We start from the raw sequence: 26194 nt of genomic DNA on the forward strand, positions 1-26194 counted from the left end.
GGTCAGTGGTGTTCCTGTTCTTCCGGAATCGGTTCGCCCGCGGTCCGCAGGTGCTGGAGGGCGTACGAGCGCCACGGGCGCCAGGTGTCGGGGACGTCCGCGCCCGGCGGCGCCACGTCGGGGTCCCCGAGGGCGCGGGTGCGGATGGCGGCGACGGTGCACGGGTCCATGCCCGGCAGGGCGAGCAGCATGTGCTGGACGGCATCACGGTCGGCGCCGGCGTCCAGGCGGAGGGTGCCGTCGGCGAGCGCGCAGGTGAGGGCGGCGAGCGTGGTGTGGGGTCCGGTCTCCTCCGCCGCGGCGAGCGCGGCCGGTTCGGGGAAGAGATGGGTGAGGGTGCCGCACGGGGAGTCGAGTGCCTTCCCGTACCGCTGGACGAGTTCCCCGGCTCGTCCTCGCCCGGCCAGTGCGCGCACGGCGAACTCCTCCGGGTCGGCCGCGCCCGGCGAGCGCAGGCCGGGGCGGGCGGCGACCAGCGGGGCGAGCCGGGGGTCGGCGCCGAGCCGCTCGTCGACGGCGTAGGGATCGGCGTCGAGGTCGAACAGCCGCCGCAGCCGCTGGACGGCGGTGGTCAGGTCGCGGGGGTCGGTGAGACGGAGCCGGGCGTCGAGCCAGCCGCCGGGATGGGCGGCCCGGTGCGAGCGGGCCGGGCCGCGAGGTGCCGGGCCGCCGTGCCGTTCGTCGACGGCGACGACGGCGGTGCCGTAGGGCAGCCGGAGCGTACGGCGGTAGGTACGGCGCCCTCGGGGGCCGTCCACCTCCTCGATGCCGGGGATCGCCTCATGGGCGAGCAGGTCGAAGACGGCGGTGGACTGGTACGGGCCGCGGTGGGCGAGCCGCAGCGGTATCCCGGCGGACGGGGCGGCCACCCGGCGGACGGCCCGTCCGTCGTGGGATCCCGCGGCGCGCAGCTCGCTCGGCGTCGCGGCGTACACCGCCCTGACCGTGTCGTTGAACTGGCGCACGCTGGCGAAGCCGGCCGAGAAGGCGATCTCCGTGACCGGGAGCGCTGTGGTCTGCAGCAGGACGCGCGCGGTGTGGGCGCGCTGGGCGCGGGCGAGCGCGACGGGTCCGGCGCCCACCTCCGCGGTGAGCTGCCGCTGCACCTGGCGGGCGCTGTACCCGAGGCGCAGGGCGAGACCGCCGACGCCCTCGCGGTCGACGACGCCGTCCTTGATCAGACGCATGGCACGCCCCACGACGTCGGCGCGCACGTTCCACTCCGCGGAGCCGGGCACCGCGTCCGGACGGCACCGCCGGCAGGCCCGAAATCCGGCGCTCTGCGCGGCGGCGGCCGTCGGGTAGAACCGAACGTTCCGCCGCTTCGGCGTCACGGCGGGGCAGCTGGGGCGGCAGTAGATCCCGGTGGTCTCGACGGCGAAGAAGAACTCCCCGTCGAACCGGGCGTCCCGGCTGCACACCGCCTGGTACCTGCTGTCCTCGTAGATCACGCCTTCCAGTCTCCGCCGCTCCCGGGGGTGGGGCTGGCGGATTTCGGACATGACGTTGAGCACTCCCGCCGACGGCCCACCACCGTCACCGGCCCCGCTTCGCCTCCATCGCCGCCTTCCCCTGCGCCCCCTTCCGCTTCCACTCCCGTCGCAGCTCCGCCCGCGCCCGTGCATCGGACTTGGCGACGATCCACTGGTTCTCCCTGATCAGCTTCCGGTAGCTGTCCAGGCGTCGCTCGGTCAGCTCGCCTCCCGCGACCGCCCTGAGCACCGCGCACCCCGGTTCCGTGAGGTGTGCGCAGTCGTGGAAACGACAGTGGGCGGCCAGTTCCTCGATCTCGGGGAACGCCTGGCCCACCCCGCTCTCGGCATCCCAGAGCCCGACCCCGCGCAGCCCGGGTGTGTCGATGAGGACACCGCCGTCCGGCATGGCGAGCAGATTGCGCGTGGTCGTGGTGTGCCGGCCCTTGCCGTCCATGTCGCGCGTGGCCTGCACGGTCATGACGTCCTCGCCGAGCAGCGCGTTCGCGAGAGTGGACTTCCCCGCGCCGGACTGCCCGAGCAGCACGGACGTCCCGCCGGACAGGACCGCGGCCAGGACGTCGAGGCCCGCTCCCCGCTGTGAGCTGACCGGCAGCACCGGCACCCCTGGCGCGGTCGTCTCCACGTCCTGGACGAGGTGGGCGAGCGTCACCGGGTCCGGCACCAGGTCGGCCTTGGTGAGCACCACGACCGGCTGCGCCCCGGACTCCCAGGCCAGCGCGAGGAAGCGTTCGACGCGGCCGAGGTCCAGCTCCACGGCGAGGGAGACGGCGACGACGGCGTGGTCGACGTTGGCCGCGAGGATCTGCCCCTGGGACCGCTTGGAGGAGGTGGAACGGACGAAAGCGGTACGGCGTGGCAGATACGTCCGTACGTAGCGGGGGTGGCCCGCGGGTTCGACGGCGACCCAGTCGCCGGTGCACACGACGTGCAGCGGGTCGTGCGGGGTGACGAAGGCGGTGTCGGCGCGCAGCAGCCCGTCGGCGGTGACCACGTCGCACTGGCCGCGGTCGACCCGTACGACCCGGCCGGCGACCAGTCCTTCGGCCTCGTACGGGGCGAACGCGTCCGCCCATGCGTCGTCCCAGCCGTAGGGGACGAGGGCGGAGGAAGCAGGGTACGCGGAGGTGGAAGTCAAGGGAGACCCTTCACAAGGGCGGTCCCGGCGGGCGCGCACGGCGCGTCTTCGGATGAGGTGTCAGCCGGTGACCACGGAGGTGGATGTGATGAATTCCTGAATGCGGGCAGCGCCCGTCGCAAGGACAGCCATCGGTCACACCTCCCGTTCTCCACTCGGCACACGGCGGCAGCAGAGAGCCACCGCGAGAAGCACGCCTCACCTTAGAGACACCCCTGTCCGGACGCCACCGGATTTACCGTCAGCGTGGGGTGTCTCTGCGGAGGATCTGGTCGAGGCCGACCGCGACGACGACGAGGGACCCGGTCTCGACTCTCCCCCGCTTCAGCCCGCCGTCGAGCAGCCGGCTCCGTTCACCGTGAAGGCGCGCGGTCGCGAGTTGCCACCGTGCCAGGAGGCGATGAAGCCGACGGCGAAGGTGCCGTTCGCGGCGACCTTCTTGTTGTAGTCGGCGGCCCTCGCGGTGACCTTGGGGCCGTCCTGGACGTAGGTGCCGTCCCACATCTGGGTGATGTGCTGGCCGTCCTGGAAGGTCCAGCCGATGCGCCAGTCGTCGAGCGCCCTGGTCGAGGTGACGGTGACCGTGGCCTGGAAGCCCTCCGGCCACTCGTCGACCACGTGGTACTTCACTCGGCAGGTCGACGGCCTGTCCTCGGCGGAGTGGGAGGCGGTCGGCGAGTCCTCCACCGGGCTGGTCGACTTGCCCTGCGGTTCCGTGTCGGAGTCCCCCCTGCTCGTCGCGGTCGGGCTTCCCGACCCGGCCGGGCGCGAGGTCGAGGAGGCGCCGTTGGCGCCGTTGGCCGAGGACGAACCGACGTACGTCACGGACGGTGCCGGGGCGACGACCGACCGGCGGTCGGCCGAGTCGGCGCCCGCGGTCTTCTGTCCGCCGGAGTCGCCGAGCTGCATCAGTGGGACCGTCAGCGCCAGCGCGGAGACGACGACGGCCGCGGCGAGGATCCCGGCGCGGCCGATCCGGGGCCGAGTCGCGGCGCCCGCGGCGATGCCCCGGTCCGTGCCCGCGTCCGCACGCCCGCCGGTCAGCCCGGCTTCGGCCGCCCGGCGCCGGCGCTCCAGATAGGCGAGCCCACCCCAGCCGATCACCCCGCTCGCCAGCGCGGCGGGCGTCCCGCCGCCGTGCAGCCGCAGGCACGCCGCGGCCTCCGCGCACTCCATGCAGGTGGCGAGGTGTCGCGAGAGGTCCTCCGGAGTCTCGGCGCCGGGCGAGCGGGTGACCGCGTCGAGGAGCCGGGCGTATCGGCGGCAGACCGCGTCCATGGGCGTGTCGAGGTGGTTGCGCTGGCAAAGGCCCCGGAACAGCGCGCGCACCTGGGCGAGTTCCTCCGCGGCGGCCGTGGGGTCCAGACCGAGTCGGCGGGCCACGTCGGGCAGGGGCAGCGCCTCCACCTCCGCCAGCCACAGCAGCGCCGCGTCCGGCTCCTGCATGTCCTTCAGACCGCGCAGGGCAAGCGGCCGCTGCAGGGGCGGTCCGGTGTACCGTGCGGCCTTGCCGGAGCTGAGCCACAGCCGCAGCTCGGGGGCGAGCCGATGCCCCTTGCCCTCGGCCTCCCACGCCTCGGCGGTGGTGCGGACGGCGGTCAGCAGCAGGGGGATCCGGGGCAGCCGCGGAGTGCGGCGGCCGGTGGCCTTCGCCCGGGCGTCGGCGGCGCGGGCCTCCTGGATGCCGTGGGTGAAGGCCTCGGCGGCCAGTTGCCTGCCGTCGGCCGAACCGGTGGTGCACAGATCGGCGTACGACAGAACCGCGTCCCAGCACTCCGAGAACAGCGCGGCCTCGGCGGCGTCCTGAGGGGTCGGCAGGTCGGGCATCGGGGGCTCCTGCATCAACTGCTTCCGCAAGCAAAGCCAACTCACCTGAGATACAGGGCAGTTGGGGGTCATCTCACGACTGGCCCAGAGCCTTTCACGGTTCCCACACAACTGACAAGCGGCGTATTCAATTGCCGTGACGAGTGGTTGCGCTCTGTTGAGTTGTACGGATCGCGGCCCCACTCCGTCTCACGGCTGGGGCACACGATTTCCCCGTTACGCGTGCGACGGCTCGGTGGCCCCTTCCACGGCGGGGAGGCTGTCCATGAAGGAGCTGACGGAGAACACCGCACGACCGGGGCCGGGCGGCCCGTAGCCGGGCGGCGAGGCGAGACCGAAGTCGTCCATCGTGGCGCGGTAGGCCTCCAGCAGACGGATGTGGTACTCCAGCGGCGCACCCTGCGGGTTGGCCTTGCCGAGCGGGGTCGTCGGCTCCGGGCACCAGGTCGTGAAGCGGGGCGTGATGCCGTGCGACATGAAGAAGCGCAGGCCCTCCGTGGTCGAGGCGATCGCCTCGTCGACCGTGGTGAAGCCGAAGGGCTCGGCCATCTCGACGCCCGCGACGAAGTTGGGGATCACGTTGCGGGCACCGAAGACGTCCGCCGAGTCGAGGATGCGCCGGTGCCACTCGTCACGCCCCACGTACCGCTCCTTGCCGGGGCAGTACAGCTCGAACAGGCGCCGGTCCCACACCTCGTAGTTGGGGTGGTAGATCTGCACGCCGTAGTCCTTGAACCGCCGCACGTCGTCCTTGGGCAGCGCCTGCGCGACGACCTTGCCGATCCAGCGGCCCGGGAAGCGCTCCTCGATGGCCTTGGCGTAGTGCCCGTAGAAGTCGGCCTCGTCACGGCCCGCCACCTTGGACGTGATCGCGCCGCCGGTGAGTGTGTAGGCGGTGGACGCCTTCGCGGTGTCGTACCGGTCGATGATCTCCAGCGCCTCCAGGACCTCCTCGACGTCCTTCACGCCGGTGTAGGGCCGCCCGGCCGCCTTGTGCTGGCGCCAGTTGTGGTTGATGTCGCAGTACTGGCACTCCTCCTTGGCGCCGAAGTACTGGCAGACACGGAAGACGGTGAGGTAGATCAGATAGCCCCACTGGATGGTCGGGGCCACCTCCATCACGGACTTCCCGTTGGAGAGGGTGTGCCGGTAGTACTCGGGCATGGGCGGTACACCGACGTCGGCGATCCGCCGCCCGTCGAGGTAGAGCCCGAGCAGCCCCTCCTCGTCGGCGGCCACGCGGTACGGGGAGGACGGGTTGACCCGTACGGAGACGACCGTCCGCCGCAGGTCGTACGGGCCGCCGGTGAGGATGATCTCCTCGGGCGGGCGCCGCAGCGCCGCCTCGCCCAGCTCGGGCAGGGTGCCGTGGTCGAAGGAGAAGATGAAGTACGACTTCGGTTTGACCTCGCCGTCCTCGTTGTCCGAGAGTGCGGACGCGTCGAAGGCCACACCCCCGCGAAGCAGATCCTCCTTGAAGACGGCTTCCCTCGGTACGTGCGGGAATCGCCCCATCAGATCCTCGACCAGTGCGGTGCGGCTGCCCATCCCGTATCTCCTCCCGGCTCAGGCGTTCGACTCCTCACGGTATGCCCCCGCCCGTACGTCAGCCCTGCCGGGTCCTTCCGCGCCGCGCGATGTGCGCCGCGACACAGAGGCCCGGCGGGCGCGATCGGCGAGGTAGGTTCCCCGGTGGGTTCGTGGCTCTCGACGCCACGGGGAGGGACGACGGGATGACCGAGACCGTGACCAACTGGGCGGGCAACATCACGTACGCCGCCAAGGAGCTGCACCGCCCCCGCTCGCTCGACGCGCTGCGCTCGCTCGTCGCGGACAGCGCGCATGTGCGGGTGCTCGGCAGCGGGCACTCCTTCAACGAGATCGCCGAACCGGGCACCGAAGGAGTTCTGCTCTCGCTGGCCGCGCTGCCGGCCGAGGTGGACGTGGACACGGCCGCCCGCACGGTTCGGGTCGGCGGTGGCGTACGGTACGCCGAACTCGCCCGCGTGGCACACCAGCACGGGCTCGCCCTGCACAACATGGCCTCTCTTCCGCACATTTCGGTGGCGGGCTCGGTGGCGACCGGCACGCACGGCTCGGGCGTCGCCAACGGCTCGCTCGCCTCTGCCGTCCGTGAGGTGGAGCTGGTCACGGCGGACGGGTCGACGCTGCGGATCGCCCGGGGCGAGGGCCGCTTCGACGGCGCCGTGACGGCGCTCGGCGCGCTCGGCGTGGTCACCGCGCTCACCCTCGACCTGGAACCCGCCTTCGCGGTCGAGCAGCATGTGTTCACCGAACTCGCCCTGGACGGGCTGGACTTCGAGGCCGTGTCGGCGACGGCGTACAGCGTGAGCCTGTTCACCGACTGGCGCGCACCGGGTTTCCGGCAGGTGTGGCTGAAGCGGCGCACCGACCAGCCGCTGCCGGGGTTCCCCTGGGCCGCGCCCGCCACCGAGGCGATGCACCCCGTGCCGGGCATGCCCGCGGTCAACTGCACTCCGCAGTTGGGCGTCCCGGGCCCCTGGCACGAGCGGCTTCCGCACTTCCGGGCGGAGTTCACGCCGAGCAGCGGCGCCGAGCTGCAGTCGGAGTATCTGCTGCCGCGGCCGTACGCCCTCGACGCGCTGGGCGCCCTCGACACGGTTCGTACGACGGTGGCGCCCGTACTGCAGACCTGTGAGGTACGGACGGTCGCCGCCGACACGCAGTGGCTGAGCCCCGCGTACGGACGGGACACCGTGGCGCTGCACTTCACCTGGGTCCAGGACACGGCGGCCGTGCTGCCCGTGGTAGGGCGGGTCGAGGAGGTACTCGACGCGTTCGGGGCACGGCCACACTGGGGGAAGGTGTTCACCGTACCGGCGGACGTCCTGCGCGAGCGCTACCCACGACTCGGCGAGTTCGCGGCACTGGCGGCCGAGCTGGATCCGGCGGGGAAGTTCCGGAACGGGTTCGTACGGGACGCCCTGGGCCTCACTGACCGGACTTCATAGACCCCCTTTCCTAAGCCCTTGTAGAAACCCCGTCCAGGCCATAGGCTCACGCCGCGCCGGGGCCGCCAGGCCTCGCCATGGCCTGGGAGGACAGAGGCACCGTGCCGGTGAAGCGCACGTCACGCGACATTCGCACCGCGAACCGTTACGAGGTGCTGCGCCAGATCATCGCCCGCTCGCCCACGTCCCGGCAGGAACTGGCGGCCGCGACCGGGCTGAGCCTGGCCACCGTCGCCACGCTCGTCGGCGAGCTGCTCGACCTCGGCATGCTGACCGAGGTCGGCTTCGAGGACTCGGCCGGCGGCCGGCCCCGCGGTCTGGTCGCCGTCAACGCGTCGGGGGGCGCGTTGATCGGCGTCGACATCGCGGAGACGTACGTCCGTGTCGAGCTGTTCGACCTCGCGCTGAACATGCTCTCCCGCGCCGACGAGGACATGCGCCCCGGCGAGAACCGCCCCGAACAGGTCGTCGCCCATGTGGCCGCGGCCGTCGGCTCGGTGGTCACCCAGGCCGGCGTGGAGGGCGCCCGGGTCATGGGCGTCGGGGTCAGCGTGCCCGGCCAGGTCGACCGCGACCGGGGTGTCTCGGAGTACGCCCCGAACTGGGACTGGCACGACGTGCCGCTGCTCGACCTGCTCGCCGAGCACATCGCCTACCCCCTGCACCTGGACAACCCGCTGCGCGCCTGCGCGGTCGCCGAGCTGTGGTTCGGCGCGGCCCGCGGGCGCGGGGACGCCGTGGTCGTCAATCTGGGCACGGGGGTCGGAGCCGGGCTCGCACTGGGCGGCGGGCTGCACCGCGGTGTCAGCAACAGCGCCGGTGAATGGGGCCATACGACGCTGGTGCTGGACGGGCGGCTGTGCCACTGCGGCAACCACGGCTGTGTGGAGACATACGTCGGGGCGCCCGGCATCATGCTCAATCTGCGGGAGCTCAGCCCGCGCAGCACCCTGCTGCACCCGGAGGACCAGACCGCCACGATCAACGCCCTCGCCCGCGGGGTCGCCGCGCAGGACCCGGTCGCGCTCAAGGTCGTCCAGGACACCGCACGTTACCTCGGCGCCGCGATCGCGGACCTGGTCAACCTGCTCAACCCCGAAGTGGTCGTACTCAGCAGCTGGGTCGCGGCCACGCTCGGCGAGGCGCTGCTGGGCGAGGTGCGCGAGGCCGTCGGCCGGCACGCGCTGAGGCGGCCGTTCGCCGCCACCGAGATCGTCCTGTCCCCCATTCCCACCGACCCGGTGTGCCTCGGAGCCGCGACCTTCGCCCTGGAGGGCGCGCTCCAGTCGGTCAACCACCGGGGCGCGCCGGAGGCGCCCCGCGGAGGACAAGCACAGCCCGCCAAACGCACCACCCCCGCAAGGAGCCGTACCGCACCGCCTTCATGACGGGGCCCTGTTCGCTGAACTTCTTCGCCGCCATCGCCACGATCACCTTCATCAGCGGCTGGAACGCCTTCCTGTGGCCACTCGTCATCGGCCAGGACCCCGGCGCCTGGACCGTCCAGGTGGCGCTGTCCTCGTACATGACCGACCAGACCGTCAACTACCACCTGATCTTCATGGCCACCGCCATCTCGATCCTGCCCCTGGTCCTCGTGTTCCTCTTCCTCCAGCGGTGGCTGGTGCAGGGGGTCGCACAGACCGGCATCAAGGGCTGAGCTAGGAGACCGATGTCTTTCCACACCCCTACGGCCATCGACTACGTCGAGGACGTCGCCCCCGGCAGCGGGGCCCTGCCGCCGCGCGCCTGGTACGCGTCCTCGGACGCTGCATCCCTCTCTCTGAACGGCAGTTGGCGCTTCAGGCTGTCGCCGACGGCCGACGCCGAGGACGACTCGTTCGCCGAGCCCGGATACGACGCGGGGAGCTGGGCGGAGCTCTCGGTCCCCGGTCACTGGGTCCTCCAGGGCAGTGGCCTCTTCGGCTCCCCCATCTACACCAACCACCTCTACCCCTTCCCGGTCGACCCGCCGCGCGTGCCCACCGAGAACCCGACCGGTGACCATCTGCGCGTCTTCGACCTGCCGTCCGACTGGCCGTCGGACGGCGGGGCGGTGCTGCGCTTCGACGGCGTCGAGTCCTGCGCCCGCGTATGGCTCAACGGCACGGACCTCGGCGAGTTCAAGGGCTCACGGCTGCCGCACGAGTTCGCGGTCGGGCATCTGCTCAAGGAGGGCGGCAACGTCCTCGCGGTGCGGGTCCACCAGTGGTCCGCGGGCTCCTATCTGGAGGACCAGGACCAGTGGTGGCTGCCCGGCATCTTCCGGGACGTCACGCTGCTGCACCGCCCGGCGGGCAGCGTCCTCGACTTCTTCGTGCACGCCTCCTACGACCATGTGACCGGCGAAGGCACGCTGAAGGTCGACTCGGACGTGGACGGCCGGGTCATCGTGCCCGCCCTCGACATCGATGCCGCCACCGGCGAGCCCGTGACCGTACCCGTCGAGCCGTGGACCGCGGAGACCCCCAGGCTGTACGACGGCGTGCTGGCCACCGAGGGCGAGCGCGTACCGCTCCGGATCGGCTTCCGCACGGTCGTTGTGGAAGACGGCCTGATCAAGGTCAATGGGAAGCCGGTCCTGTTCAAGGGCGTCAACCGGCACGAGTGGCACCCGCAGAAGGGCCGCGCCCTGGACCTGGAGACCATGCGCGAGGACGTGCTGCTGATGAAGCGGCACAACGTCAACGCGGTGCGCACCTCGCACTACCCGCCGCACCCTGCCTTCCTCGACCTGTGCGACGCATACGGGCTCTGGGTCATCGACGAGTGCGACCTGGAGACCCACGGCTTCGTGGAGCAGGCCTGGCGCGACAACCCGGTCGACGACGACCGCTGGACCCCGGCGCTCCTCGACCGCGCCGCGCGCATGGTCGAGCGGGACAAGAACCACCCCTCGGTGGTCATCTGGTCCCTGGGCAACGAGGCCGGCACCGGCCGCGGCCTGACGGCCATGGCGGAGTGGATCCACGACCGGGACACGGCACGGCTCGTGCACTACGAAGGTGACGTCAACTGCCGTGACACGGACGTGTACTCGCGGATGTACGCCTTCCACGACGAGGTCGAGCGGATCGGCCAGGGCCTGGACGGCGGCCCCCACAGGCGCCGCGAACTCCCTTTCATCCTGTGCGAGTACGGTCACGCCATGGGCAACGGCCCCGGAGGCATCGCCGACTACCAGCGGCTCTTCGAGGCGTACGACCGGCTCCAGGGCGGGTTCGTCTGGGAGTGGATCGACCACGGCGTCAAGGACGCACGGTACGGCTTCGCCTACGGCGGCGACTTCGGTGAGGAGCTGCACGACGGGAACTTCGTCTGCGACGGACTGCTGTTCCCCGACCGGCGGCCGTCACCGGGTCTGGCCGAGTACAAGAAGGTGATCGAGCCGGTCCGGATCGACGGCGACAGCGGGAACGGAACCGTACGGATCCGCAACGCGTACGACTTCGCCGATCTGTCCGCACTCGCCTTCGAATGGTCCTACCAGGTCGACGGCGACACGGCCGAGTCGGGCACGCTGTCGGTGCCGGCGCTCGCGCCGGGCGAGTCGGCGGAGGTCGAACTGCCGCAGCCGCCCGACGTCCGGGGCGGGGAGACGCAGTTGACGGTACGGGCGTTGCTGGCGTCCCAGACCGCGTGGGGGCCGAAGGGCCACCAGGTGGCGTGGGGCCAGATCCAGGTGTCCGGGCGTCCTCCGGTGCGGCTCGGCCGGAGTGAGACCCCCGTCCCCGGCGATGGCCGGATCACGCTCGGCCCCGCATCCTTCGACGCCCGCACGGGTGCGCTGAGGACCATCGGCGGCGTGGAGGTGACCGGCCCACGTCTGGATGTGTGGCGGGCGCCCACCGACAACGACGACGGCGCGGAGTGGCAGACGGACATCCGCTACGGCCTGCTGTGGCGCAAGCTCGGCCTGCACCGCATGCGCCACCGCCTGGACGCGGTGGAGCCGGGCGATGACGCGCTGACCGTACGGGCCCGGGTGGCGCCCGCCGCCCGGGAGGTGGGCCTCGCCACCGTGTACCGCTGGACGTCGGACGGCGAGCGGCTGCGGCTGACGGTGTCCGTGGCGCCGGAGGGCGACTGGACGGTGCCGCTGCCCCGGCTCGGGATCCGGTTCGGACTGTCCGGTTCGGCCGACCGCGTGAGGTGGTTCGGCGGCGGCCCCGGCGAGGCGTACCCGGACACCAGGGCGGCGTCCGAGGTGGGCCGCTGGGAGTCCACGGTCGACCAGCTTCAGACGCCGTACGTGCGCCCGCAGGAGAACGGTGCCCGCGCGGACGTCCGCTGGGCCGAGATCGGCGGCCTCAGGATCGAGGGCGAACCGGAGTTCTGGTTCAGCGCGCGGCGCTGGACGAACGAGCAGCTGGATGCCGCCCGGCACCTCACCGACCTCACGCCCGGCGACACGGTATGGGTCAACCTCGACCACGGCATGCACGGAATCGGCTCGCAGTCGTGCGGTCCGGGCCCGCTGCCGCAGTACTTCCTGCGGGCCGAGCCCGCCGAGTTCTCCTTCGTCTTCTCGGTCATCAGCTGACCGGCTGACCTACACGGTGAGATCGCCCGCCGCCGGCCGACACGGGGGCCGCAAGACGGCGTGCGAGAACTGTCGGCGCCGGGCAGGGCCGAGGGCCTCGATCCGAACGCGTGGCACCGTCCCGCACCCCCGACCACTTGCCTACATGGGCTAGGCTCCCACCTTGGATTCCAAGGTAGGGAGCGCCCCATGGCCCGTGCCGGACTCACCGTCGAGCGGGTCGTCGCGACGGCGGCCGATCTCGCGGACGAGGTCGGCTTCGAGCACGTCACCGTCTCCGCCCTGGCCCGTCGCTTCGGTGTGAAGGACGCCAGCCTGTACTCGCACGTCAAGAACCTGCGGGAACTGCGCACCCGGATCGCCCTGCTGGCGGGCGAGGAGATGATCGAGCACATCGCGGCGGCGGTTGCCGGGCGGGCCGGCAAGGACGCGCTGGTCGCGTTCGCGGGCGCCTACCGGGAGTACGCGCTGCGGCATCCTGGGCGCTACGCGGCGACCCAGATCCGGCTCGACCAGCCCCTCGTCGCCGAGTCCCGCGCCCTGCGCCGCACCGCCGAGATCACCTACGGCATGCTCCGCGCCTACGGCCTGGAGGAACCCGACCTCACCGATGCCGTCCGTCTGCTGCGCAGCACGTTCCACGGCTACTGCGCCCTGGAGGCCGTCGGCGGCTTCGGCGCGCCCCGGGACGTACAGGCGTCCTGGGACAAGGCCGTCGACGCCCTGCATGTGGCTCTTGGGCACTGGCCCCGGGGGCAGTGAGGGTGATGAGTCGGCGTACGACACGCGAGCCCCACCCCGCACGAGGCGGAGTGGGGCTCATGTCCGAGCGCCGGGCAGGCCTTGCACCTGCATCTTCCCGCAGGAAGCGGGACGTCTTTCCTTGGACCACCAACGCACAGCCAGGTGCCGGGAGTTCCGGCGACCAGCTCGTGATCAAGCATAGCGCACTCCCGGCACCGGAATCGAACGTCGGTCGGCCCCTGATCAGTTGACGCAGGGCACCCCTCCGGCTTTCACCGCCACGGTCTCCCCGACCGGCACGGATTCACCGACACGTCATGTCCATGTTCTGAGCACGTCGAACGGATTCCGTCGCGCTCCCTGAGGATCGCCGCGGTACCGCCGTTCCGCCCAGGTCAACGTCCGCCACGACAGTGGCCGATGTTGCGCGCCACGTCGCTCACGGGAGACACGCATGCTCCGTACCGTCGCTCGCCGCGCCGCGCTCGCCTTCGTGGCCTGCGCCACCGCGTCCGTCACCGTCCTGGCCGCCGGGCCCGCGCAGGGGGCGGGCAACTACTCGCTGCTGGTCTTCCCCGACCAGGGCCACACCGCGGTCTACGACTTCATCAACTCCGCCACGCGCTCGGTCGACGTCACCCTGTACGAACTGCGCGACACCACCGCCGTCAACGACCTCGTCAACCGCAAGAAGGCCGGCGTCGCCGTCCGGGTCATCCTCGACGCGGCCCACACCTCGGTGAACGGCTCCGCATACAACACCCTCAAGGCGGCCGGGGTCGGCGTCACCTACTCCTCGTCGGCCTTCGTCTACACACACCAGAAGTCGATCACGGTCGACGGCGCCAAGTCCCTCATCATGACCGGGAACCTGGACTCCACGTATTACACCAACGACCGCGACTACGGGGTCTTCGACGCCGACGCCGCCGATGTCGCGGCGATCGAGCAGGTCTTCAACGCCGACTACGCCAAGACCTCGATCACCCCTTCCGACGGGGACAACCTGGTCTGGTCCCCCACGGACGCCCAGAACCGGCTGCTCGCCCTGATCAACGGCGCCCAGCACACCCTGGACGTCGAGCAGTTGGAGTTCGGTGACACCGCTCTGGTCAACGCCGTCGTCGCCGCCGCGAAGCGCGGTGTGGCCGTGCGGGTCGTCGGCATGAACCCGAGCAGCTACCAGAGCCAGTTCAGGTCGGTGGTCTCCGCCGGCGGCAAGGTGGTCACCTACAACGGCCAGACCGGCCTGTACGTGCACGCCAAGGCGATCGTCGCCGACTACGGCACCGCGACGGCGAAGGTCTTCGCCGGGTCGGAGAACTTCTCGGACAACTCCCTGAACCACAACCGCGAGCTGGGCCTGATCGTCAACGATGTCGATGTCCTGAACGGCATCGAGAAGACCTTCGCCTCCGACTTCGCCGGAGGCACGGTGTTCAGCGGCTGACCCCCGGTCCGGTGGCGGACGGCACAGGCCTGGGGCGCCCCGGTTCCGGTCGGGACGCCCCAGGGGCTTGTGAGCCGGGGGTGCGCCCCGGTGTGCTCACCCCGCGCGGGAGGGGTCCGTGGTCAACGTGAAGGACCCTCCGGTATCAGATCTTCCGCCACCGGGGCGTCGCGCACCAGACCCGCGTACGCCGTCGCGCCATGGACGGACGTATGGGGACCGGCGATGGCGAGGGCGCCGCACAGGGCCCGGCACAGGGCGAGGAGGATCGCGTACGCGCGTCTCATGTCACGCCCCTTCGGTCACGGTGTCGGCGACCGGGACGCCGAAGTCCGGGGTGCCGTCCGGCTTCCAGCCGAACTTCTGGATGCGGGTGTGGCGGTTGGGGTCGTTCAGGGGGTCGCCGGTGATCTGCTTGTACTGGCGGGCGTGATAGACGAGTACGTCGGTGCGGCCGTCCTCGGCGACGGTGAAGCAGTTGTGGCCGGGGCCGTACTGGTGTGTGGTGTCGCTGCTGGTGAAGACGGGCGTCGGGGACTTGGACCAGTTCGCGGGGTCCATGAGGTCGCCGTTCGCGTCGGCGGTCTGTGCGCACCCATGGCGCCGGTCGCGTGCTTGGTCCAGATCACCGATTCGGCGGCCGTGGCGAGGCCGCCGAGGGTGCGCGAGCGACGCAGGATGATCCGGTCGTACTCGGGGACGGTGGCCGTGAAGTAGTGGAAGCCGTCGGTGTGACGGTGGATGTGCGGGTCTGCGCGCTGACGGACGAGCGGGTTCGCATACGGGGGTGCCCGCGGCAAGGGCGCCCTTCGGCATCAGTCTGCGGCTGGGGACCAGGGGCAGGTCGTCGTCACGGCTCATGCGGACTGCCTCTCGGGAGTGGGGACCACCGGGGAGCGTTCGATATTTCGTACGACATCTGTCATTACGAACATCGAGAAGGTAAGGGCCCGCCTCCGGGAGGTCAACGGGTCGGACGAGGCAAGACGGAAGCCGCTCACGGAGGCGGACACGACCGCTCGGGACCAGGAGCCGTCGGGGTGGGGCGAGTTCGGTGCGAACCCCGCTCCGCACCACGCGTGCACGTCGGCAGGCACCCCCGCATCCGCCGGCCAGGGGAGCCATGATCGTTGCGCGACGCTTTGGTTGTCACACGACAACTGAGTTAGTCTGCGACGTATTTTCTCATCCGGCAGATACGTGAACTGCGGAAATGAGGGGAAATGGGCGGCGCTGTCAACCGGCCCGGCGCGGTTCCGAGTGCTCGGCGCGGGGACTCCTGGGGAGCGGAACGAGGATGCGCATGACCAGCAAGACGACCGAGACCGCCGAGCGGGCTCCGGGCGAGCAGGAGCTGCTTCAGCTGCTCGCCGGGCTGACCGCCGTGCGGGACGGCGACTTCGGCACCCGGCTGCCGGCCGATGGGGAGGGCCTGCTCGGCGACATCGCCACCGTCTTCAACGGCATGGTGGACCAACTGTCCGTCTTCACCTCCGAGGTGACGCGCGTGGCGCGTGAGGTGGGCACCGAGGGCACGCTGGGGGGTCAGGCGGAGGTACCGGGGGTCTCCGGCACCTGGGCCGATCTGACCGATTCGGTCAACGCCATGGCGGGCAATCTGACCACCCAGGTCCGCGACATCGCCCAGGTGGCGACGGCGGTGGCCAAGGGCGATCTGTCGCAGAAGATCGACGTGCCCGCGCGCGGCGAGATCCTGCAGCTCAAGGAGACCGTCAATACGATGGTCGACCAGCTCTCCGCCTTCGCCGACGAGGTCACCCGCGTCGCCCGCGAGGTCGGCAGTGAGGGGCGGCTCGGCGGCCAGGCCCAGGTGCCCGGTGTCGGCGGCGTATGGCGCGACCTCACCGACTCCGTCAACTTCATGGCGGGCAACCTCACCGCACAGGTCCGCAACGTCGCCCAGGTGACGACCGCGGTGGCCCAGGGCGACCTCTCCCAGAAGATCACCGTCGACGCCCGGGGCGAGATCCTCGAACTCAAGAACACCATCAACACGATGGTCGACCAGCTCTCCGCCTTCGCCGACGAGGTCACCCGCGTCGCCCGCGAGGTCGGCACCGAAGGGCGGCTCGGCGGCCAGGCGGACGTCAAGGGTGTGAAGGGCACCTGGCGCGACCTCACCGACTCCGTCAACTTCATGGGGGGCAACCTCACCGCACAGGTCCGCAACGTCGCCCAGGTGGCCACCGCGGTGGCCCAGGGCGACCTCTCCCAGAAGATCACCGTCGACGCCCGGGGCGAGATCCTCGAACTCAAGAACACCATCAACACGATGGTCGACCAGCTCTCCGCCTTCGCCGACGAGGTCACCCGCGTGGCGCGGGAGGTCGGCACCGAGGGCAATCTCGGCGGCCAGGCCATCGTCCGGGGCGTCTCGGGGACCTGGAAGGACCTGACGGACAACGTCAATGTGATGGCGTCGAACCTGACCGGCCAGGTCCGCTCGATCGCCCAGGTCGCCACGGCGGTGGCACGCGGTGACCTGTCCCAGAAGATCACGATCGAGGCGAGGGGCGAGGTCGCGGCCCTGGCGGACGTCATCAACACGATGGTCGACACGCTGTCCGCCTTCGCCGACGAGGTCACCCGCGTCGCCCGCGAGGTCGGCACCGAGGGGCGGCTCGGCGGCCAGGCGCACGTGCCGAACGTGGCGGGTACATGGAAGGACCTCACGGACAACGTCAACTCGATGGCCAACAACCTCACCGGCCAGGTGCGCAACATCGCGCTGGTGACGACCGCGGTGGCCAACGGTGACCTGTCGAAGAAGATCGACGTCGACGCCCGCGGCGAGATCCTGGAACTCAAGACCACCATCAACACGATGGTCGACCAGCTCTCGTCGTTCGCCGCCGAGGTCACCCGCGTGGCGCGGGAGGTCGGCAGCGAGGGACGGCTCGGCGGCCAGGCCGAGGTGGAGGGCGTCTCCGGCACCTGGAAGCGGCTGACGGAGAACGTCAACGAACTGGCCGGGAACCTCACCCGGCAGGTCCGCGCGATCGCCGAGGTCGCGAGCGCCGTCGCCGAGGGCGACCTGACCCGCTCGATCACCGTGGAGGCGTCGGGCGAGGTCGCCGAGCTCAAGGACAACATCAACTCCATGGTCGAGTCCCTGCGCGAGACCACGCGGGCCAACCAGGAGCAGGACTGGCTGAAGACCAACCTCGCCCGGATCTCCAGCCTGATGCAGGGCCACCGAGACCTGCCCGTCGTGGCCGAGCTGATCATGGACGAGCTCGCGCCCCTGGTGTCGGCCCAGTACGGCGCCTTCTATCTCGCGGAGGACACCGAGCGCGGGCCCGAGCTGCGGCTGGTGGGCTCGTACGGATACCCCGACGACGACGAGCGGCCCACCCGCATCCCCGTCGGCCGCTCGCTGGTCGGCCAGGCCGCGCGCAACCGCCGCGTCATCAGCGTGGAGGAGCTGCCGCCGGGCTACGTGACGATCTCCTCGGGGCTCGGCCACATGGTGCCGAGCGCCCTGACCGTGCTGCCCATCGTGGTCGAGGACCAGGTCCTCGGCGTCATCGAGCTGGGCTCCGTCACCCGCTTCACCCAGATCCACCAGGACTTCCTGGGCCAGCTGATGCCGACCATCGGCGTCAACCTCAACACCATCGTGGCCAACGCCCGTACGGACGAGCTGCTGGAGGAGTCCCAGCGGCTGACGGCCGAACTGCAGGAGCGCTCCGCCGAGTTGCAGGTCCAGCAGGACGAACTGCAGCGCTCCAACGCCGAGCTGGAGGACAAGGCCTCCCTGCTCGCCTCGCAGAACCGCGACATCGAGGCCAAGAACCTGCAGATCGAGCAGGCGCGGCAGGAACTGGAGACCCGTGCCCAGGAGCTGGCGCTGGCCTCCAAGTACAAGTCCGAGTTCCTGGCGAACATGAGCCACGAGCTGCGCACTCCGCTGAACAGCCTGCTGATCCTGGCCCAGCTCCTGGCGCAGAACCCGTCGCGCAATCTCACCCCGAAGCAGGTCGAGTACGCGGGGATCATCCACTCCGCGGGCTCGGACCTGCTCCAGCTGATCAACGACATCCTCGATCTGTCGAAGGTCGAGGCGGGCAAGATGGACGTCAGCCCCGAGCGGGTCCCGCTGCGGCAGCTGCTGGAGTACGTCGAGGCGACGTTCCGGCCGATGACGACGCAGAAGAGCCTGGAATTCACGGTGACCACGGCCCCGGGCGCCCCGGCCGACCTGCTCACCGACGACTCCCGGCTGCGTCAGATCCTGCGCAACCTGCTGTCGAACGCGGTCAAGTTCACCGAGCAGGGAAGCGTCGAGCTGCGCATCGAACCGGCCGCCGACCGGGAGGCGCCCGAGGGGGTCGTGCGCGGCGGCACCGTCGTGGCCTTCCGCGTGAAGGACACCGGCATCGGCATCCCGCAGCAGCAGCTGGAGACGATCTTCGGCGCGTTCCAGCAGGCGGACGGGACGACGAGCCGCAAGTACGGCGGCACCGGCCTCGGTCTGTCGATCACCCGGGAGATCGCCCATCTGCTCGGCGGCGCCGTCACGGTCGAGAGCACGCCCGGTCAGGGCAGCACGTTCACGCTCTACCTGCCTGTGGCGCGCCCGGACTTCGAGGAGTCGCTGGACGGCGGCGGCCGGCCGGCGGAGCAGCCTCCGGCCGTGATCCGCTCCGAGGTCGTACCGGCACCGCGTGCGGATTCCGTGCCCCTGGCGCTGCCCGGGCAGCGCAGGCGCAGACTGCTGGTCGTCGAGGAGCGCCCGCGTGGTCTGCTGACCCTCGTCGCGGAGAGCGCGGTCGCGGACATCGCGCACGACCACGACGGCGGCGATCCGCGCGGGGCGATCGACATCGTCACCGCCGTCGGGGCGCAGGAGGCGGCGAGCGCGCTGGCCGCCGAACCCTGCCACTGCGTCGTCCTGGATCTCGGCATGCCCGAGGACGAGGCGTCGCGCTTCCTGGGGGCCATGCAGGGCGACTCCGCGCTGGCGAGCGTTCCCGTGCTCGTCCACAGCGGACATCGCGTGGATCTGGCGCAGGAGCAGGACCTGCGGGCCCGCTCGGGAGGCCGGCCGCTGGACTTCCTGTCCAGCCTGGACGAGCTGCGCGAGCACATCGCCCTGCACCTGTCCGCCGAGGAGCCCGGTGACGTGCTGTCCCTGGTGCGCGTGGAGGAGTCGCAGCACTCGGCCGCGCAGCCCGTCGACGACACCTTCCTCGGCCGTACCGTGCTCGTCGTGGACGACGACGCGCGCAACCTCTTCGCGCTCAGCGGGATCCTGGAGCTGCACGGCTTCCGAGTGCTGCACGCGGACAACGGCCGCAAGGGCATCGAGACGCTGCTCGGCCATCCCGACGTCGCGGTGGTCCTGATGGACGTGATGATGCCGGAGATGGACGGCTACACGGCCACGGCCGAGATCCGCAAGATGCCCCAGTACGCGGATCTGCCCATCATCGCCGTCACCGCGAAGGCGATGCCGGGAGACCAGGAGAAGAGCCTCGCGTCGGGTGCGAACGACTATGTCACCAAGCCCGTCGACACCAACGATCTGATCGCCTGCGTCCGACGCTGGCTGCCCGCCTGAGGGGTGGGACACCCGCCGTGCGCACCAGTCGAACCGGCGCCGACCGGCGCCCTCCGTGTGGCGTCCCCGGACGTCCCAGCCGAGGAACAGGCCAACCGTGAGCAACCGCAAGCAACCGCCCGAGCAGCTCGGCGCCGGCGCGACGGGCGCCGAGCGGACCGGCGCGGACCCGGCAGCCACCGAGCCGGTCGGCGTGAATCCGACGGCCGCCGATCCGGACTCCGCGGACCCGGCAGCCGCCGACCCGGACTCCATGGACCCGACGGCCCCCGATCCGGGCTCCATGCATCCGACGGCCCCCGACCCGGACCCCATGGACCCGACGGCCCCCGACCCGGATCCCATGGACCCGACGGCCCCCGACCCGGGCTCCATGCACCCGGCGGCCCCCGACCCGGGCTCCATGCACCCGGCGGCCCCCGACCCGGGCTCCATGCACCCGACGGCCCCCGACCCGGGCTCCATGCACCCGACGGCCCCCGATCCCGGCTCCGTGGACCCGGCGGGCGCCGAGGTCGCCGGTGGTGCGGCGCATCCGACGGCGTCTCGTGTCGGCAGGCTGGCGGCGACCGTGGAGCGGCTGCGCCGCGAGGTGCGGGCGGCCCAGGCCGAGGCGGACGGGCGCGCCCTGATCGAACTCGCCAAGGGCATCCTGGTCGAGCGGCTGAGGTGTGGGCCGGCACAGGCGGCCCGGCAGCTCGCCGAGCTGACCGAGCAGGCAGGCGCGACACCGCTCGAATTCGCCGTCGAGGTGATCAACCAGGCCTCGCGTGACCGGCTCTCGGAGGTGACCACCGCCTTCCTGAACCTCGCGGTGGCTCCCGACGAGAAGGAGGACTCCCCCTCGCCGGCCGGTCCGCCCGACCGCCACTCCTGCGCCGTACGGCTGCGGGCCGCCGAGAGCGGAGCGCTCGCCGCCGACGACACACAGGCCGTCGCCGACTCCCTGCTGGAGCACGCGCTGACCCCGCTCGGCGCGGTCGCCGTGGCCATCTGGGCCGCGGGATCCGACGGCTCCCTCACGCTGGCGGGCAGTGCCGGGTTCTCGTCGGCGGAGGCCGGACGCTGGCGGTACGTCCCCCCGGGCGTGGCGACCGTGGCGCGCCGCGGTCTCGCCGAACGCGCGGGGCAATGGATCGGCTCCCTGTCCGAGACCGGTCTGCCCACCATCGGCCAGCACCACCACCCGGACGGCGGCAGGGTCGCCCTGCCGGCCGGTACCGGCGGGCGCATCCACGGAGTTCTGGAGATCGCCTGGCCGACGCCGCTGGATCCGCAGCCGCCACAGATCGTCCGCCAGGTCGAGGCCCTGGCCGAGCTGTGCGCCCACACACTGGAGACCGACGCGCTCCTGCGCCCCGACGGTGACCATCGGCCCCGGGTCCTTCCGGACGTCGCGGAGCTGATGGACCTGGCCGACGGGCTGCACGACCCGGCCCTGGTGCTCGTACCGCACCTGGACGGCAACGGCGACCTGGTCGACTTCCGCATCCACCACGTCAACAGCCGCTTCCTCGACCCGGCCGGCCGGCCGCGAGGCGTCGTCAACGGCTCCCTGCTGCTGGAGGCGTACCCGATGGCCGCCGCCGAGAGCGAGCTGTTCGACCGGATAGAGCGCGTCTACGCCACGGGCGAACCCTTCCGTGCCCACCGTATGAGGCTCACCGCCCTGGTGGACGACGTACCACTGGCCGCGGTGGCCGACATCAACGTCAGCAGGCACGCCAACAGCCTGCTGCTCATCTGGCGCATCGAGGACGAGACGGCCCGCCTCGCCAGCCTGCTGCAGCACGCCCAGCGCCTCGGCCGCATCGGCGGCTTCGAGGAGAACCTGCTCACCGGCGAGATCACCTGGAACGGCCAGCTGTTCAGCCTCTACGGCAAGCCGCCGTCGAGCACCCCGGTACCGCTGGAGGAGCTGCCCGCCCACGCCCACCCGGACGACGCCGTCGCCATCGGCAGGTTCCTGCGCACCCTGCTCCACCACCGGCGGCCCGCGTCCACGGCCTTCCGGCTGCAGCGCCCCGACGGGGTGACCCGTCACATCCGCGTGGCGGCCGAACCCGTGCTCGACGCCGGTGGCCGGCTGTTCGTCGTACGCGGCGCCTACCAGGACATCTCCGCCCAGCACTGGACGGAGGTCGCGCTCGCCGCCACCCGTGACCAGCTGGCCCACACCGAGCAGCAGGCCACCGAACGCAACCGGCTCACCCTCCAGCTGCAGCACGCCATCATGCCCCCGGCGCAGGCCCCGTTGGAGGCTCCCGGCCTGCAGGTGGCGGTGCGCTACCGGCCCGCGGAGACCGAACAGCTGGTCGGCGGCGACTGGTACGACGCGGTCGTCCTGCCGTCCCGGCTGGTACTGCTGTGCGTGGGCGACGTCGCGGGGCACGGTATCGAGGCGGCCACCAGCATGGTCGTCCTGCGCAACGCGCTGCGGGGACTCGCCGTGACGGGCGCGGGGCCCGGCCAGTTGCTGTCGTGGCTCAACATGGTGGCGCACCATCTGACCGGCTCCGTCACCGCCACCGCGGTCTGCGGCCTGTACGACCCGCGCCACCACACCCTGCGCTGGGCGAGGGCGGGCCATCTGCCGCCCGTCCTGGTGCGGGGCGACGAGGCCGCGCCGCTGCCCCTGGCCAAGGGGATGCTGCTGGGCGCCGTGCCCGAGGCGACGTACGAGGAGCACGAGCTCCAACTCGCCGTGGACGACACGCTGCTGATGTACACGGACGGCCTGATCGAGCGCCGTGACCGTTCCCTGGAGGAGTCCCTCGCCCATCTGCTGACCACCGCGCGCACGGTGCCTCCGACCCTGGACCAGCAGTTGGACCGGCTGCTCACCTACAGCAGGTCGGACACGGACGACGACACCTGCATCGTCGGCATCCGTGTCGCCTAGGGCCCTTCCGACGGCCGGGCACCTGCCCAGGTACTGGACGTCCTCGGGCGTCCAGTACCTGGTTCGACTAGCGTCGTGACATGACCAGCGACACCACTCCCACCCTCGCCGAGGCGCTCGCCGAAGGAACCGTCGTGCTCGACGGCGGTATGTCGAACCAGCTGGAGGCGGCCGGGCACGACCTGAGCGACGAGCTGTGGTCGGCGCGGCTGCTCGCGGAGCGTCCGGAGGCGATCATCGAGGCGCACCTCGCGTACTTCGAGGCGGGCGCCGACGTGGCGATCACGTCCAGCTACCAGGCGACGTTCGAGGGCTTCGCCAAGCGGGGCACGGGTCATGAGCGGGCCGCGCGGCTCCTGGCCCTGAGCGTCGAGCTGGCCCGTGCGGCGGCGACGCGGGCGCGGGCCAGGGGAGTCACGCGGCCCCTGTGGGTGGCCGCGTCCGTCGGTCCCTACGGGGCGATGCTCGCGGACGGTTCGGAGTACCGGGGCCGTTACGGCCTCACGGTCGCCGAGCTGGAGGCCTTCCACCGCCCGCGCCTTGAGGTGCTGGCGGCGGCCGGCCCCGATGTGCTGGCCCTGGAGACGGTGCCCGACGCGGACGAGGCCCAGGCCCTGCTGCGGGCGGTGCGAGGGCTCGGTGTGCCCGCCTGGCTGTCGTACACGGTCTCCGGTGACCGCACGCGCGCCGGGCAGCCGCTGGAGGAGGCGTTCGCGCCGGCCGCCGACGCGGACGAGGTGATCGCGGTGGGCGTGAACTGCTGCGCGCCGGAGGATGTGGACGGCGCGGTCGAGGCCGCCGCCCGGGTGACGGGCAAGCCGGTGGTGGTCTACCCGAACAGCGGCGAGACCTGGGATGCCCGGGCCCGCGCCTGGGACGGCCGCACCACGTTCACCACGGCCCGGGTGAACGGCTGGCGCGACGCCGGGGCACGGCTGATCGGGGGCTGCTGCCGAGTGGGTCCGGCGGCGATCGCATCGATCGCCGGCACGCTGGGGGCGCCTGCGGCATCCGTCTGAACGGTCGGGCCGGTGCACGGGAGCGTCCGCCCGGGCAGTGTGACCGGAGCCCGGCATCCGCCCGCACACGGGAGCCGATGCTCCGCGGTCCGACGGGGCGCCAGGTGGCTTCACCCCGTGTCGGTGCGGCGGGTGCCTCCGGGGCGCCGCAGGCGTCGTACCGCCGACTGTGACAACGCACCGCGCAGGAGGGAGCCGTTCCCGGCGGCCGGTGCGTGGGCCGGCTCGGGCGGGACGGACGCGGCCTCCCACAGCGCCATCTCCGTGTCGCGGGGGCCGTGCACCACCGGGTCCCCGTCGCCGCCGAAGACGCGTACCGGATGCGTGGCGTCCCAGACGGGCCAGCCGGGGTCGCCGTCCACCGCGAAGCGCACCCATGCCGTGTGCATGTCGCGGGCGAGTGCGCGGGGCGCGTCGGGGCCGGCCAGTTTCGCCGACTCCGGCACTCCGGCGCTGTCGAAGACGAAGCCCAGTTCCAGGGCATGGCAGGCACCGAGGCCGGGAACGCCGGAGCGCCAGGCGAACTCGTAGACGTACGAGGGCGCTTGGCCCACGCGGGAGTCGGCGAGCCGGTGCAGCGGATACCGGAGCAGGTGGTCCGTGACCATCTGGCCCACCAGGTCGGAGACGGGGGCGTCCGGGTGGGCCGTCCGGTAGCCGCGGGGCACTTCGGGGCCGCAGTGGCAGCGTGCCATCGCCCCGGCCAGGGCGACCGCGCCCAGCCTGTCGATGCGCTCGACGAGCCCGGTGGGCACGAGCCACAGCCGGTACTCCTCGCTGGTCCACCCCATCAGCAGGGGTACGTCCCGGGCGGCGCCGTCGAGCAGGGCCTCCAGCGGGTCGAGCGGCACGAGGTCGCCGTCGACGACGATCCCGAACGCGGGCCCGCCGAGGATCGGGCTGGCCCGGCGGCCCACCTCCGCCTGGATCTCGGCCAGGAGCGTGCGGTCCACCGCGGCGAACGCGGCCGCCGTCGCCGGCACCTTCAGCCGGGTCGCCATGCGCCGCACCAGGCGCCGCACCCTGTCCCGTTCCGTGGACTCGGGCGGGCCGCTCTGCAGCACCGCCCGGTGGAACAGCCCCCGGGCGCGCGGACTCGCCAGCAGGGCGCCGATGCTGATCGCCCCCGCGGACTCACCGAAGACGGTCACCCGGTCCGGGTCGCCCCCGAACGCGGCGATGGCCTCGTGCACCCACTCCAGCGCGGCGAGCTGGTCACGCAGCCCGGGGTTGGGCGGGGCGTCCGGGAAGAGGCCGTATCCCTCCACGCCCAGGCGGTAGTTGAAGGAGACGAGGAGGACGCCGTCGCGGGCGAAGGAGCTGCCGTCGTAGACGGGCACGGCGGAGGAGCCGCGGGTCAGGGCACCACCGTGGATCCACACCAGGACCGGGAGCCGGGCGCCGGCACCGAGCTCGGGCGTCCACAGGTTGAGGTTGAGGCAGTCCTCCCCGCCCACCACCGGGTCGGAGAGATAGCGGGCGAAGGCCTCCGAGTACGGCGGCTTGGGCGGAGTCGGCCCGAAGGCGCCCGCGTCCCGCACCCCGTCCCAGGGTTCGGGCGGGACGGGCGGGCGGAAGCGGTGCGGGCCGAACGGCGGGGCGGCGAAGGGGATGCCGCGGAAGACGGCGACCCCTCGCTCGTAGCGTCCGCGCACGGCTCCGTAGGGGGTGCGGACCACGGGGTCCGACGCGTCGGCGGGTTTCACGCTCGCCTCGTCCGCACGGTCCATACGGCCCTCTCCTCACCACTGGGGACTGCCCACTCACCGCATCACATCACTACCCCGGCCCGCCCCGGACCCGACGCAGCCGCTGTCGCAGACGGCGGCACCGCGCTACACCTGCCGAGCGGCCCAGCGGATGCCGCCGAGGAGATGGGCGCGGAAGCCGGGGTCCTCGTAGGCCTCGGCGGCGTGCCCGAACGCGGTGTAGAAGACCCGCCCGGCACCTTCCTCACGGCACCACACCAGCGGGTGGTCCTCTCCCATCCCGCCGCCCTCGTAGGAGGATTCGTCCGCGGAGACGAGCACGCGCACCCCTCGGGGGGCGGCCAGGAAGTCGTACCACTCGTCCGTGAACTCCCATACGGCGGGCAGGTGCCCGGTCGCCGGATGGCCGCGGTCCTCGACGAGCGCCCTGCCCGGCTGGTACGCGGGGTGGCGCGCGAACCGGGCCCCCAGCAGCTCGCCGTAGTAGGGCCAGTCGTACTCGGTGCAGGCGGCCGCGTGCACACCCACGAAGCCGCCGCGTTGCGTGTACGCCATCAGTCGGGCGCGCCCCGCGGGGGTCAGGACCTCGCCGCTGGTGGAGTGGAAGACGACCGCCGCGTAGCGGTCGAGATCGGCCTCGAAGGCGTTCGGGTCCTCCGTCGCGTCGACGTCGAAGCCGTGCCCGGCCCCCAGGCCGCGCACGGCGGCGACGGCGGCCGGGATCGAGTCGTGCCGGTAGCCGGTGGTGCGGGTGAACACGAGAACGCGGAAGGCCATGGCGTCGAGCCTAGG

Annotated in this window: 15 protein-coding genes and 2 pseudogenes; 9 read left to right on the forward strand and 8 right to left on the reverse strand. The window is 71.8% G+C overall.

What is annotated here, in order from left to right; translation table 11 throughout:
• Positions 1-2: 2 nt before the first annotated feature.
• The 4 genes from ASC56_RS29530 to ASC56_RS29545 all read right to left on the reverse strand — a co-directional run bounded on the left by ASC56_RS29530 (position 3) and on the right by ASC56_RS29545 (position 6006).
• Entirely contained in the window at positions 3-1502 is a 1500-nt protein-coding gene (locus ASC56_RS29530; RefSeq protein ID WP_055494629.1) for a DNA-3-methyladenine glycosylase 2 family protein, read from the reverse strand.
• A gap of 34 nt (positions 1503-1536) precedes the next feature.
• Positions 1537-2631: a ribosome small subunit-dependent GTPase A gene (gene rsgA / locus ASC56_RS29535; RefSeq protein WP_055494630.1), complete on the reverse strand. Its 1095-nt coding sequence runs from the start codon at positions 2629-2631 to the stop codon at positions 1537-1539.
• Positions 2632-2955: 324 nt separating this feature from the next.
• Complete coding sequence (locus ASC56_RS29540) at positions 2956-4458, reverse strand: cellulose-binding domain-containing protein (protein ID WP_055494631.1); 1503 nt, start codon at positions 4456-4458, stop codon at positions 2956-2958.
• A gap of 216 nt (positions 4459-4674) precedes the next feature.
• The gene (locus ASC56_RS29545; RefSeq protein WP_055494632.1) at positions 4675-6006 is read right to left on the reverse strand and encodes a radical SAM protein; all 1332 of its coding nucleotides are present in this window, start codon (positions 6004-6006) and stop codon (positions 4675-4677) included.
• A gap of 185 nt (positions 6007-6191) precedes the next feature.
• On the opposite strand from ASC56_RS29545, the gene ASC56_RS29550 reads away from it, so the two are divergent.
• From ASC56_RS29550 to ASC56_RS29575, 6 genes and pseudogenes are all read left to right on the forward strand, one after another.
• The gene (locus tag ASC56_RS29550) at positions 6192-7451 is read left to right on the forward strand and encodes an FAD-binding protein (RefSeq protein ID WP_055494633.1); all 1260 of its coding nucleotides are present in this window, start codon (positions 6192-6194) and stop codon (positions 7449-7451) included.
• A gap of 77 nt (positions 7452-7528) precedes the next feature.
• The gene (locus ASC56_RS29555; protein WP_199836093.1) at positions 7529-8839 is read left to right on the forward strand and encodes an ROK family transcriptional regulator; all 1311 of its coding nucleotides are present in this window, start codon (positions 7529-7531) and stop codon (positions 8837-8839) included.
• A gap of 5 nt (positions 8840-8844) precedes the next feature.
• Positions 8845-9111, forward strand: a pseudogene (locus ASC56_RS29560) (ABC transporter permease subunit); the annotation flags it as partial.
• A gap of 12 nt (positions 9112-9123) precedes the next feature.
• Positions 9124-11994 (forward strand): glycoside hydrolase family 2 TIM barrel-domain containing protein, encoded by a 2871-nt coding sequence (locus ASC56_RS29565; protein ID WP_055494635.1) that lies wholly within the window; start codon positions 9124-9126, stop codon positions 11992-11994.
• A 189-nt stretch (positions 11995-12183) separates the two neighbouring features.
• Complete coding sequence (locus tag ASC56_RS29570; RefSeq protein ID WP_055494636.1) at positions 12184-12756, forward strand: TetR/AcrR family transcriptional regulator; 573 nt, start codon at positions 12184-12186, stop codon at positions 12754-12756.
• A gap of 436 nt (positions 12757-13192) precedes the next feature.
• The gene (locus tag ASC56_RS29575; protein ID WP_055494637.1) at positions 13193-14188 is read left to right on the forward strand and encodes a phosphatidylserine/phosphatidylglycerophosphate/cardiolipin synthase family protein; all 996 of its coding nucleotides are present in this window, start codon (positions 13193-13195) and stop codon (positions 14186-14188) included.
• A 122-nt stretch (positions 14189-14310) separates the two neighbouring features.
• Here the strand turns inward: ASC56_RS29575 and ASC56_RS40745 are convergent, their stop codons facing one another.
• Entirely contained in the window at positions 14311-14475 is a 165-nt protein-coding gene (locus tag ASC56_RS40745) for a hypothetical protein (RefSeq protein ID WP_159039721.1), read from the reverse strand.
• A 1-nt stretch (position 14476) separates the two neighbouring features.
• Positions 14477-15049, reverse strand: a pseudogene (locus ASC56_RS37310) (family 43 glycosylhydrolase).
• A 442-nt stretch (positions 15050-15491) separates the two neighbouring features.
• Between ASC56_RS37310 and ASC56_RS29585 the strand changes: the two are divergent.
• The 3 genes from ASC56_RS29585 (at position 15492) to mmuM (ending at position 23693) form a co-directional block, all read left to right on the forward strand.
• Positions 15492-19772, forward strand: a complete 4281-nt coding sequence (locus ASC56_RS29585; protein WP_199836094.1) for a HAMP domain-containing protein — start codon at positions 15492-15494, stop codon at positions 19770-19772.
• 463 nt (positions 19773-20235) lie between these two features.
• Positions 20236-22674: a SpoIIE family protein phosphatase gene (locus ASC56_RS29590; RefSeq protein WP_199836104.1), complete on the forward strand. Its 2439-nt coding sequence runs from the start codon at positions 20236-20238 to the stop codon at positions 22672-22674.
• 80 nt (positions 22675-22754) lie between these two features.
• Positions 22755-23693, forward strand: a complete 939-nt coding sequence (gene mmuM / locus ASC56_RS29595) for a homocysteine S-methyltransferase (protein WP_055494640.1) — start codon at positions 22755-22757, stop codon at positions 23691-23693.
• Positions 23694-23803: 110 nt separating this feature from the next.
• Here mmuM and ASC56_RS29600 read toward each other — a convergent pair whose 3' ends face one another.
• Both ASC56_RS29600 and ASC56_RS29605 read right to left on the reverse strand, forming a co-directional pair.
• A complete protein-coding gene (locus ASC56_RS29600) occupies positions 23804-25423 on the reverse strand; it encodes a carboxylesterase/lipase family protein (RefSeq protein ID WP_199836095.1) in 1620 nt (539 codons plus the stop codon).
• Between the two features lie 105 nt (positions 25424-25528).
• Positions 25529-26179, reverse strand: a complete 651-nt coding sequence (locus tag ASC56_RS29605) for a ThuA domain-containing protein (RefSeq protein WP_055494641.1) — start codon at positions 26177-26179, stop codon at positions 25529-25531.
• Positions 26180-26194 lie beyond the last annotated feature (15 nt).

This window comes from Streptomyces sp. TP-A0356 (assembly GCF_001417775.1).
GTDB lineage: Bacteria > Actinomycetota > Actinomycetes > Streptomycetales > Streptomycetaceae > Streptomyces.

Excerpts from the sequence above, each read along its gene's own strand:
- ASC56_RS29530 (WP_055494629.1), bottom strand. The coding sequence starts at position 1,502 with ATGTCCGAAATCCGCCAGCCCCACCCCCGGGAGCGGCGGAGACTGGAA.
- ASC56_RS29575 (WP_055494637.1), top strand. The coding sequence starts at position 13,193 with ATGCTCCGTACCGTCGCTCGCCGCGCCGCGCTCGCCTTCGTGGCCTGC.
- ASC56_RS29585 (WP_199836094.1), top strand. The coding sequence starts at position 15,492 with ATGACCAGCAAGACGACCGAGACCGCCGAGCGGGCTCCGGGCGAGCAG.
- ASC56_RS29570 (WP_055494636.1), top strand. The coding sequence starts at position 12,184 with ATGGCCCGTGCCGGACTCACCGTCGAGCGGGTCGTCGCGACGGCGGCC.
- ASC56_RS40745 (WP_159039721.1), bottom strand. The coding sequence starts at position 14,475 with ATGAGACGCGCGTACGCGATCCTCCTCGCCCTGTGCCGGGCCCTGTGC.
- ASC56_RS29540 (WP_055494631.1), bottom strand. The coding sequence starts at position 4,458 with ATGCCCGACCTGCCGACCCCTCAGGACGCCGCCGAGGCCGCGCTGTTC.
- ASC56_RS29550 (WP_055494633.1), top strand. The coding sequence starts at position 6,192 with ATGACCGAGACCGTGACCAACTGGGCGGGCAACATCACGTACGCCGCC.
- ASC56_RS29555 (WP_199836093.1), top strand. The coding sequence starts at position 7,529 with ATGGCCTGGGAGGACAGAGGCACCGTGCCGGTGAAGCGCACGTCACGC.
- ASC56_RS29545 (WP_055494632.1), bottom strand. The coding sequence starts at position 6,006 with ATGGGCAGCCGCACCGCACTGGTCGAGGATCTGATGGGGCGATTCCCG.
- ASC56_RS29605 (WP_055494641.1), bottom strand. The coding sequence starts at position 26,179 with ATGGCCTTCCGCGTTCTCGTGTTCACCCGCACCACCGGCTACCGGCAC.
- ASC56_RS29565 (WP_055494635.1), top strand. The coding sequence starts at position 9,124 with ATGTCTTTCCACACCCCTACGGCCATCGACTACGTCGAGGACGTCGCC.
- ASC56_RS29600 (WP_199836095.1), bottom strand. The coding sequence starts at position 25,423 with ATGGACCGTGCGGACGAGGCGAGCGTGAAACCCGCCGACGCGTCGGAC.
- ASC56_RS29590 (WP_199836104.1), top strand. The coding sequence starts at position 20,236 with ATGCACCCGACGGCCCCCGATCCCGGCTCCGTGGACCCGGCGGGCGCC.
- mmuM (WP_055494640.1), top strand. The coding sequence starts at position 22,755 with ATGACCAGCGACACCACTCCCACCCTCGCCGAGGCGCTCGCCGAAGGA.